Here is a 9,318-nt window from a genome sequence, read left to right as displayed (position 1 = left end):
CGGTCGCGTTTGGTCCTGCAGGACCCGCGATGCTCGAGGAACGCCGGCAGTGCGTGCTCCTCAGCCGTGGGTGGTGGCGGCGGAGGCGGTGGTCGGCTCGGCGGGGTTCGCGGGCGGGGCGGACGGCGCCGGGCGGCGGCGGATCGAGATCGACAGCGCCGCGGCGAGCAGGCACAGCGCGCCGGCGCCGAACCAGGCGAGGTCGTAGGAGCCGGTGACGTCGCGGATCACGCCGCCGCCGAAGGCGGCCACCGCCGAGCCGACCTGGTGCGAGGCGAACACCCAGCCGAACACCACCGGCGCCCGCGCGCCGAAGTGCTCGCGGCACAGCGCCAGCGTCGGCGGGACGGTGGCCACCCAGTCCAGGCCGTAGAAGACGATGAACGCGATCATGCTGACGTGCAGGTCCGGCCCGAACAGGGGCGGCAGCAGGAACAGCGAGAAGCCGCGCAGCGCGTAGTAGGCCAGCAGCAGCACCCGCGGGTCGACGCGGTCGGTGAGCCAGCCGGAGAGCACGGTGCCGGCGATGTCGAAGATGCCGACGACCGCGAGCAGCGACGCCGCCGTCGTCACCGGCATGCCGTGGTCGTGCGCGGCGGGGATGAAGTGCGGCTGCACCAGCCCGTTGGTCGACGCGCCGCAGATGAAGAAGCCGGCGGCGAGCAGCCAGAACGGCCGCGACCGGACCGCGTGCGCCAGCCCGCTCAGCGCCGCGCGGGCCGCGCCGGTGCGCACCGGGTCGACGTCGTCGGCCTCGGTCCCGCCGTAGGGGACGGTGCCGACGTCGCGCGGGCGGTCGCGCAGCAGCCACAGCACCAGCGGGACGACGGCGAGCGCGGCCGCCGTGGTCCCCAGCGACGCCGCCCGCCAGCCTCCGTCGGTCTCGGCCACCGCCGCGACGACGGGGAGGAACACCAGCTGCCCGGTCGCCCCGCCGGCGGTGAGGATCCCGCTGACCAGCCCGCGCCGGGCGACGAACCAGCGCCCGGTCACCGTGGCCACCAGCGACAGCGCCATCGAGCCGGTGCCCAGGCCGACGGCGAACCCCCACAGCAGCACCAGCTGCCAGCTCGCCGTCATGAACACGGTCAGCCCGCTGCCGGCGGCGGTGAGCAGCAGCGCCCCGACGACGACCCGCCGGATGCCGAAGCGCTCCATCAGCGCGGCGGCGAACGGCGCGGTCAGCCCGTAGAGCGCCATGTTCACCGCGACGGCGGCGGAGATGGTCGAGACCGACCAGCCGAACTCCTCGCGCAGCGGGTCGATGAGCACGCCGGGCACCGCGCGGAAGGCCGCGGCGCCGACCAGCGCCAGGAAGGTCACCGCGGCCACCCACCACGCGGGGTGGACGCGCCGGCGGGTTCCGGGAGTCGTCACGAGCCGAGAGCATGACCGACCGCGGGGACGGCGACCAGTGGCCCGGCAGCCAACACGTGCAAGGATCCGGCCATGACACCAGGCCCCGGTCCGGGTCCGGGCTCCGGTCCCGCCCGCCACGAGGTCGCCGTCCTCGCGCTCCCCGGCACGATCGCGTTCGAGCTCGGCCTCCCCCACCGCCTGCTGGGCAGCGCCGTCGACGCCGGCGAGCGCCCGCTGTACCGGGTGCGGGTGGCCACCCTCGACGGCGGTCCGGTGCGCACGTCGGCCGGGTACTCGGTCCAGCCGGAGCACGACGCCACGCTGCTGCAGACCGCGCGCACCGTGGTCGTCCCCGGCGTCCAGGGCGGCCCGGCGATGACCGACGGGGCGGTCCCGGCCGACCTCGCGGCCGCGCTCCGGGACGCGGCGGGCCACGCCCGCATGCTCTCCATCTGCACCGGCGCGTTCGTGCTCGCCGCGGCCGGGCTGCTCGACGGCCGCCCGGCCACCACGCACTGGATGCACACGCAGGCCTTCGCCCGGCACTTCCCGCGGGTGCGGCTGGACCCCGACGTCCTCTTCGTCGACGACGGCGACGTGCTCACCAGCGCGGGCAACGCGGCCGGCATCGACCTGCTGCTGCACCTCGTCCGGCGCGACCACGGCAGCGAGGTGGCCAACCGCGTGGCTCGGCGCAACGTCGTCGCGCCGTGGCGGGAGGGCGGGCAGTCGCAGTTCGTCGAGCGGCCGCTGCCCGAGACCGGCGACGCCGGCACCGCGGCCACCCGCGCCTGGGCGATCGAGCACCTCGGCGAGCCGCTGACGCTCGCCGGGCTGGCCGCGCACGCACGGATGAGCGTGCGCACCTTCACCCGGCGCTTCCGCGAGGAGACCGGCCAGTCGCCGCAGCGCTGGCTGGCCGCGCAGCGGATCGCGCTGGCCCGGCGGCTGCTGGAGTCCACCGACGCGTCGGTCGACCGGGTGGCCGCCGAGGCGGGGTTCGGCACGACGGCGTCGCTGCGGGCGCACCTGCGCGCCTCGATCGGCGTGCCCCCGGGCGCCTACCGCCGCACCTACCGGGGCGCCGGCCGCACCGCCTGACCGCCTCTCGCGCGCGAAAGGCCTCACCCGGGCGGGGCGGGTGTGACGCGCGACTCCCCCGCCCGCGGCAGGATCGGCGGCCGCGTCTGGTTGAGTGGGGCATACCGGCGCCGCCCTCGCTCATCCGGAGCTGCAGGACTCGACGTCGGGCTGGAGCAGCGCCACCGAGGCGCGCCCGGCTGTCCGACGTCGCCGACGGCGCGACCCGCCCCTGACCGGGGCCGGCGTGCGCCCGCCCGCGGTGGCCGAGGACGGCGACCCGAGCACCACCGAGGAACCCATGACCTCCCCGCAGTCCTCTCCGCCTGCCGCCGGCACGTCCCGGCCCCGCCGCCGTCGCGGCGGCCGCGGCCGCGGCACCGGCGCCGCGCAGAACGCCGCCGCGCAGAGCACCGCCCCCACCCAGACCCCGGCCCGGACCCCCGCCGCCCCGGTGGCGCCCGTGGTCCCGGCCGGCGACGTCGCCACCGTGCTGCCCACCGACACCACCTTCGCCGAGCTCGGCGTGCCCGCGCCGCTGGTCGAGGTGCTCACCGCCAGCGGCATCACCGCGCCCTTCCCCATCCAGGTCGCGACGCTGCCCGACTCGCTGGCCGGCCGCGACGTGCTCGGCCGCGGCCGCACCGGCTCGGGCAAGACCATCGCCTTCGCCCTCCCGCTGGTGGCCCGCCTGGCCGCCTCCACCACGCGGCGGCAGGCCCGGAAGCCCCGCGCGCTGGTGCTCGTGCCGACCCGCGAGCTCGCCAACCAGGTGCTCGCCACCGTCGAGCCGCTGGCCACGGCACTCGGCCTGCGCTCGACCGTCGTGTTCGGCGGCGTCGGGCAGAACCCGCAGGTGCAGGCCCTGGCCGCCGGCGTCGACGTGCTCGTCGCCTGCCCCGGCCGGCTCGAGGACCTCATCGGGCAGGGGCACGCCGACCTGTCCGCCGTCGAGGTCACCGTGCTGGACGAGGCCGACCACATGGCCGACCTCGGCTTCCTGCCCGGCGTCAAGCGCCTGCTCGACCGCACCCCGCAGGGCGGCCAGCGGCTGCTGTTCTCGGCCACGCTGGACAACGGCGTGGACGTGCTGGTCAAGCGCTACCTGTCCCAGCCGGTGACCCACTCGGTGGACCCGGCCGTCGCGCCGGTGGCCACGATGACCCACCACGTCTTCCAGGTCAGCGCCGCCGACAAGGCCGAGGTCGTGCGCCAGCTCGCCTCCGGGCTCGGCCGCAGCGTGCTGTTCACCCGCACCAAGCACCAGGCCAAGAAGCTCGCCAAGCAGCTCACCGCCGCCGGCATCCCCGCCGTCGACCTGCACGGCAACCTCAGCCAGAACGCCCGCGAGCGCAACCTCGAGGCGTTCAGCACCGGCGGCACCCGCGTGCTGTGCGCGACCGACATCGCCGCCCGCGGCATCCACGTCGACGACGTCTCGCTCGTCGTGCACGTCGACCCGCCGACCGAGCACAAGGCCTACCTGCACCGCTCCGGCCGCACGGCCCGCGCCGGTGCCGGCGGCACGGTGGTCACCCTGTCGACGCCCGACCAGAACGGCGAGGTGCGGACGCTGACCCGCCAGGCCGGCATCACGCCGATCGTGAGCCAGGTGCGCCCGGGGTCGGAGCAGATCACCGAGCTGGCCGGCCCGGCCGCCCCGTACGTCGAGCCGGCCCCGGCGCCCGCTCCCCAGCCGCAGGGCCAGGGCGGCGGCCGGCGCCGTCGCGGCGGGTCCGGCAGCGGCGGGACGGCGACGGCGTCGTCGTCCGCCAAGGCCACCGGCGGCCGCGGCCAGTCCCGCAGCCCGCAGGGCCCGGCGCGCACCCGCGCCGAGCTCGCCGCGCGGGCCGGCTCGCACTCCGCGGCGACGTTCAGCGGCCGGTCGCGGCGCGGCGGCCGCTGAGCCCCTCGCGGTTTCCCCCGGGGACGGTCGGGCAGTGCAGTCCCGACCGTCCCCGACACCGCGGAGGTGCCTCGTGGCCCTGCCCATCACCCTGTCCGAGATCGGCCCGCGCATCTCGGCCGGCGCGTTCATCCTCAACAGCGGCCTCGGCAAGCGCGCCGCCGACGACCAGACCGCGGCCGGCCTGCACGGGTTCGCCTCCGGCACCTACCCGTTCCTGAAGGACGTGGAGCCGCGCCAGTTCGTGCAGGCCCTGTCGACGGCGGAGATCGCCGTCGGCGCCGCGCTGCTGACGCCGTTCGTGCCCACCGCCGTGGCCGGCGCCGTCCTCACCGGCTTCGCCGGCGGGCTGCTCGGCCTCTACCTGCGCACGCCCGGCATGCGCAAGGAGGGCAGCCTCGCCCCGACCGAGCAGGGCCTGTCGATCGCCAAGGACGTGTGGCTGCTCGGCATCGGCGTCGGCCTGCTCACCCGCGGCACCGTCGACCGCAGCTCGCGGAAGATCTCCCGGGCGGGAAAGACGCTGGCCAAGGCGAACAAGCGGGTCGCCCGGGCCGAGCGCAAGGCGGAGCGGAAGGCCGAGCGCGCCGCCTGATCAGCCGCCGGGCAGGAGCACCGTCCCGACCAGCCGGCGCCGCCGGCCCGGGCGCGGCGTGTTCTCCAGCCGGGCCCGCAGCACCGCGCGGACGTCGTCGAGCAGGCCGCTGAACTCCTCGTCGTCCAGCCACAGGCCGGTCATCCGGTAGCCGACGCCGTCCCGGGCGGGGTCCAGCCCGTCCGGGCCGGCGGCGTCGACCCAGCGGTCGAAGTCGGCGAGCAGCGCGGCGACGAACGTCCCGAAGGCACGGCGGTGCTGGTCGGGGGTCATGCCCGCCGCCTCGTCCGGGCCCACCGACGCCGCCGCGGTCACCAGCCGGTAGGTGCGCTCGGTGCTGCCCCGCACGCGGCGCTCCCCCACCACCTCCAGCACGCCCGCGTCGGCGAGCAGACCCACGTGCCGGTACAGCGTCGCCACCGGGACGTCGGGCAGCTCGGCGTGCAGGTTCCCGGTGGTCAGGGTGCGGTCCCCCAGCAGCGCCTGCACCACGCGCAGGCGGACGGGGTGCAGCAGCAGGTCGGCTGTCGCCACGCTCGACCTCTCTCATAGTTGACAACGGTCTCACGGTCGAGAACGATGGTGCCATGGCGACGATCGAGACGACAGCGCGGACCCTGCGGATCACCCTCACCCCGGCCGAGAAGGTGCTCGGCCTGCTGCGCGACCTCGAGGTCCCGCTGACGGCGGTGCGCTCGGCCGAGGTCGTCCCCGACGGGCCGGCCGCCGCCCGCGGGCTGCGCGCCCCGGGGCTCGGCCTGCCGGGCCTGCGGAAGATCGGCACCTGGCGCCGGCGCGGCACGAGGACGTTCGTCAGCGTCCGCCGCGGTCCCGCCGTGCGCCTGGAGCTCAGCGGCCAGCGCTTCGACGCCGCGCTCGTCTCGGTGGCCGACCCCACCTCCGTCGCCGCCGCGGTCCTGGGCGCGCGGACGTGAGCGTGCGCGAGCTGCCGGTGACCGTGCCGGGCGGGCCCCCGCTCGCCGGCACGCTCACCCTCCCCGACGCCCCCGGGCCGGTCCCCGCGGTCCTGCTGGCGCCGGGCTCCGGCCCGCTCGACCGCGACTCCGACCACCGGCGGATGCGGTTCGGCGTCACCCGCGACCTGGCGCACGCCCTCGCCGCCGCGGGCCTCGCCTCGCTGCGGTACGACAAGCGCGGCGTCGGCGGCTCGCCGGGCGACTGGCGGCGGGCCGGGCTGTCGGACAACGCCGACGACCTGCTCCGCGCCCTCGGCGCCCTGGCCGCGCGGCCGGAGGTCGACGCCTCCCGCCTGCTCCTGGCCGGGCACAGCGAGGGCGCCCTGCTGGCCACCATGGTGGTCGGCACGGCGGCCGCCCGCGGCGCCCGGGTGGCCGGCGTCGTCCTGCTCGCGGGGTCGGCCACCCCGGGCGACGAGCTGCTGCGCTGGCAGGCGCGGCAGATCGCGCCGACGCTGCCGGCGCCCGTCCGCGGGCTGCTGCGGCTGCTGCGGACCGACCTCGAGCGGAAGGTGGCGGCCAACCACGAGCGCATCCGGGCCACGACCGGCGACGTCGCCCGGGTCGGCGGCGTCCGCCTCAACGCGCGGTGGCACCGCGAGTTCCTCGCGTACGACCCCCGCGGCGACCTCGCCCGGATCACCGTGCCGGTGCTCGCGGTGACCGGCGGGAAGGACCTGCAGGTGCCGGCCGCGGACCTGGACACGATCGCCGCGACGGTCGCCGGCCCGGTCACCACCCTGCGACCGGCCGACGTCACCCACACGCTGCGGCGCCAGCCGGGCCCCGCGTCGCTGCGCGCCTACCGCCGCGAGCTGCGGCAGCCGGTGGACCGCGAGGTGCTCGGCGCCGTCACGTCCTGGTGCCGCGCGGTTCCCGGCCTCGTCCCCGCCGCCTGAACCCGACCGCCTGGACCCGACCGCCTGGACCCGACCGCCTGACGACACGACGGAGGGCCGGGCGCGCGTCCGCGCCCGGCCCTCCGCCGCACTCCCCCGGCAGGCGCCGGGTGGTCCCTCAGTTGCCGCTGGCGAACGCGGCGTCGAACGCCGCCGCGGGCGGGTCGAAGGCCAGGCGCCGGACGAATGCGAGCGCCTCGGGGGCGCCGACGAGGCGGTCCATGCCGGCGTCCTCCCACTCCACCGAGATCGGGCCGTCGTAGCCGATCGTGTTCAGCATCCGGAAGCAGGCCTCCCACGGGACGTCGCCGTGCCCGGTGGAGACGAAGTCCCAGCCGCGCCGCGGGTCGGCCCAGGGCAGGTGCGAGCCCATCCGGCCGTTGCGGCCGTTGCCGACCTGCTTCTTCGCGTCCTTGCAGTCGACGTGGTAGATCCGGTCCTTGAAGTCCCAGATGAACGAGACCGGGTCCAGGTCCTGCCACACGAAGTGCGACGGGTCCCAGTTGAGGCCGAACGCCTCGCGGTGGCCGATGGCCTCCATCGTGCGGACCGTCGTCCAGTAGTCGTAGGCGATCTCCGACGGGTGCACCTCGTGGGCGAACCGGACGCCGACCTCGTCGAAGACGTCGAGGATCGGGTTCCACCGGTCGGCGAAGTCCCGGTAGCCGTCCTCGATCATCGACTCGGGCACCGGCGGGAACATCGCCACGGTCTTCCAGATCTTCGACCCGGTGAACCCGACGACGGTCTTCACCCCGAGCTTCGCCGCCGCGCGGGCGGTCAGCTTCATCTCCTCGGCGGCCCGCTGCCGGACGCCCTCGGGCTCGCCGTCGCCCCACACGCGGGCGTTGACCATGCCGCGGTGGCGCTCGTCGATCGGGTCGTCGCAGACGGCCTGGCCGTTGAGGTGGTTGGAGATGGCGAAGACCTGCAGGCCGTACTTCTCCAGCAGCGCCTTGCGGTCGGCGACGTAGGAGTCGTCGTTCGCGGCGCGCTCGACGTCGAGGTGGTCGCCCCAGCAGGCGATCTCCAGGCCGTCGTAGCCCCACTCGGAGGCCAGCCGGCACATCTCCTCGAAGGGCAGGTCGGCCCACTGGCCGGTGAACAGGGTGATCGGGCGTGGCATGAGGGAGAACCTCTCTTCGTCTCGGGCGGCCTCGTCCCGGGCACCGCCGCGAGCGTGCGAGCGGCGGGGAGGACGAGGCCCTTCGTCAGGCGGGGACGGGGGTCCAGGTCGAGTCCGCGGCGGCGCTGCGCTCCACGGCGTCGAGGACGCGCTGGATCTGCAGGCCGTCGGCGAACGACGGCGTGGGGTCCTCGTCCTTGGCGATCGCGGTGAGCAGGTCGACGACCTGGTGGGTGAAGCCGTGCTCGTAGCCCAGCCCGTGCCCGGCCGGCCACCACGCGGCGACGTAGGGGTGCTCGGGCTCGGTGACGATGATCCGGCGGAAGCCGGCCCGCTCGGCGGGCTCGCTGCCGTCGAAGAACTCCAGGACGTTCATGTCCTCGAAGTCGAACGCCAGGCTGCCCTCGGACCCGTTGATCTCGATCCGGATGCCGTTCTTGCGGCCCAGGGCGAAGCGGGTGGCCTCGAAGGTGGCCAGCGCGCCGCCGGAGAAGCGGGCGAGGAAGACGGCGGCGTCGTCGACGGTCACCTGTCCCATGCCCTCGCCGGCGGTGCCCGACAGCGAGCCGGCCGACGCCGGCAGCGGGCGCTCCTTGACGAAGGTCTCCAGCATCGCGCTCACACCGGTGACGGTCTCGCCGGTGATGTACTGCGTCAGGTCGACGACGTGCGCGCCGATGTCGCCGAGCGCGCCGGAGCCGGCCTTGTCCTTCTCCAGCCGCCAGGACATCGGCGCCGACGGGTCGGCGATCCAGTCCTGCAGGTAGGCGGCGCGCACGTGCCGGATGCGGCCCAGGCGGCCCTCGGCGACCAGCCGGCGGGCCAGGCCGATCGCCGGCACCCGGCGGTAGGTGAAGCCGACCATCGAGCGGACGCCGCGGGCCGCGGCGCGCTGGGCGGCCTCGGCCATGGCCTCGGCCTCGGCGACGGTGTTGGCCAGCGGCTTCTCGCACAGGACGTGCTTGCCGGCCTCGAGCGCGGCGATCGCGATCTCGGCGTGCGTGTCGCCGGGGGTGCAGACGTCGACCAGGCCGACGTCCTCGCGCTCGACGACGCGGCGCCAGTCGGTCTCGGTCTGCGACCAGCCGAGCTTGCCGGCGGCCTCGGCGACGCGGGCGGCGTCGCGGCCGGCGAGCACCCGCAGGTCGGGGCGGATCGGCAGGTCGAAGAAGTGGGGGGCGGTGCGCCAGGCCTGCGAGTGCGCCGCGCCCATGAAGGCGTAGCCGATCAGGCCCACCCCGAGGGTCGGCCGGTCGGGCGGGGTCATCGGGTTCTCCTCGGGGAGTGGGGGGGGGGGGGGGGGCGCGGCGGCGCGCGCCCCCCCCGCCCCGGGCTGCGCCACCACCCGCGCGCTCTATCTATTACTCCTTCACCAT

The 9,318-nt window shown here is 76.1% G+C and carries 9 protein-coding genes; 5 read left to right on the top strand and 4 right to left on the bottom strand.

Going from position 1 to position 9,318, the window contains the following annotated elements; genetic code table 11:
- Positions 1 to 60 precede the first annotated feature (60 nt).
- Positions 61 to 1,377: an MFS transporter gene (locus tag ACI79X_RS23245; RefSeq protein WP_457027792.1), complete on the bottom strand. Its 1,317-nt coding sequence runs from the start codon at positions 1,375 to 1,377 to the stop codon at positions 61 to 63.
- Between the two features lie 72 nt (positions 1,378 to 1,449).
- Between ACI79X_RS23245 and ACI79X_RS23240 the strand changes: the two genes are divergently transcribed.
- The 3 genes from ACI79X_RS23240 (at position 1,450) to ACI79X_RS23230 (ending at position 4,940) form a co-directional block, all read left to right on the top strand.
- Positions 1,450 to 2,460, top strand: coding sequence for a GlxA family transcriptional regulator (locus ACI79X_RS23240; RefSeq protein ID WP_457027791.1), 1,011 nt, complete (start codon positions 1,450 to 1,452; stop codon positions 2,458 to 2,460).
- A gap of 226 nt (positions 2,461 to 2,686) precedes the next feature.
- Positions 2,687 to 4,345, top strand: a complete 1,659-nt coding sequence (locus ACI79X_RS23235) for a DEAD/DEAH box helicase (RefSeq protein ID WP_457027790.1) — start codon at positions 2,687 to 2,689, stop codon at positions 4,343 to 4,345.
- 73 nt (positions 4,346 to 4,418) lie between these two features.
- Positions 4,419 to 4,940 carry a hypothetical protein gene (locus ACI79X_RS23230; protein ID WP_457027789.1) on the top strand — a complete coding sequence of 174 codons (522 nt, stop codon included), beginning with the start codon at positions 4,419 to 4,421 and terminating at the stop codon, positions 4,938 to 4,940.
- Here the strand turns inward: ACI79X_RS23230 and ACI79X_RS23225 are convergent, their stop codons facing one another.
- Positions 4,941 to 5,474 (bottom strand): helix-turn-helix domain-containing protein, encoded by a 534-nt coding sequence (locus tag ACI79X_RS23225; protein WP_457027788.1) that lies wholly within the window; start codon positions 5,472 to 5,474, stop codon positions 4,941 to 4,943.
- A 53-nt stretch (positions 5,475 to 5,527) separates the two neighbouring features.
- Here ACI79X_RS23225 and ACI79X_RS23220 point away from each other — a divergent pair, with 53 nt between their 5' ends.
- Both ACI79X_RS23220 and ACI79X_RS23215 read left to right on the top strand, forming a co-directional pair.
- The gene (locus ACI79X_RS23220; protein ID WP_457027787.1) at positions 5,528 to 5,875 is read left to right on the top strand and encodes a hypothetical protein; all 348 of its coding nucleotides are present in this window, start codon (positions 5,528 to 5,530) and stop codon (positions 5,873 to 5,875) included.
- Complete coding sequence (locus ACI79X_RS23215) at positions 5,872 to 6,816, top strand: alpha/beta hydrolase family protein (RefSeq protein ID WP_457027786.1); 945 nt, start codon at positions 5,872 to 5,874, stop codon at positions 6,814 to 6,816. Before ACI79X_RS23220 ends, ACI79X_RS23215 begins: the two co-directional genes overlap by 4 nt.
- A 118-nt stretch (positions 6,817 to 6,934) precedes the next feature.
- Here the strand turns inward: ACI79X_RS23215 and ACI79X_RS23210 are convergent, their stop codons facing one another.
- Together ACI79X_RS23210 and ACI79X_RS23205 are read right to left on the bottom strand one after the other, a co-directional pair.
- Entirely contained in the window at positions 6,935 to 7,942 is a 1,008-nt protein-coding gene (locus ACI79X_RS23210; RefSeq protein WP_457027785.1) for a sugar phosphate isomerase/epimerase family protein, read from the bottom strand.
- Positions 7,943 to 8,027: 85 nt separating this feature from the next.
- On the bottom strand, positions 8,028 to 9,209 hold the full coding sequence (locus tag ACI79X_RS23205) for a Gfo/Idh/MocA family protein (RefSeq protein WP_457027784.1): 1,182 nt from the start codon (positions 9,207 to 9,209) through the stop codon (positions 8,028 to 8,030).
- Positions 9,210 to 9,318 lie beyond the last annotated feature (109 nt).

It is taken from the genome of Geodermatophilus sp. SYSU D01119 (assembly GCF_054049975.1).
The sequence above is the reverse complement of the archived record's forward strand: the minus strand, read 5'-3'. Positions and strand labels throughout refer to the sequence as shown.

Coding starts and splice junctions, on each gene's coding strand:
- ACI79X_RS23240 (WP_457027791.1), top strand. CDS start 1,450: ATGACACCAGGCCCCGGTCCGGGTCCGGGCTCCGGTCCCGCCCGCCAC.
- ACI79X_RS23220 (WP_457027787.1), top strand. CDS start 5,528: ATGGCGACGATCGAGACGACAGCGCGGACCCTGCGGATCACCCTCACC.
- ACI79X_RS23210 (WP_457027785.1), bottom strand. CDS start 7,942: ATGCCACGCCCGATCACCCTGTTCACCGGCCAGTGGGCCGACCTGCCC.
- ACI79X_RS23205 (WP_457027784.1), bottom strand. CDS start 9,209: ATGACCCCGCCCGACCGGCCGACCCTCGGGGTGGGCCTGATCGGCTAC.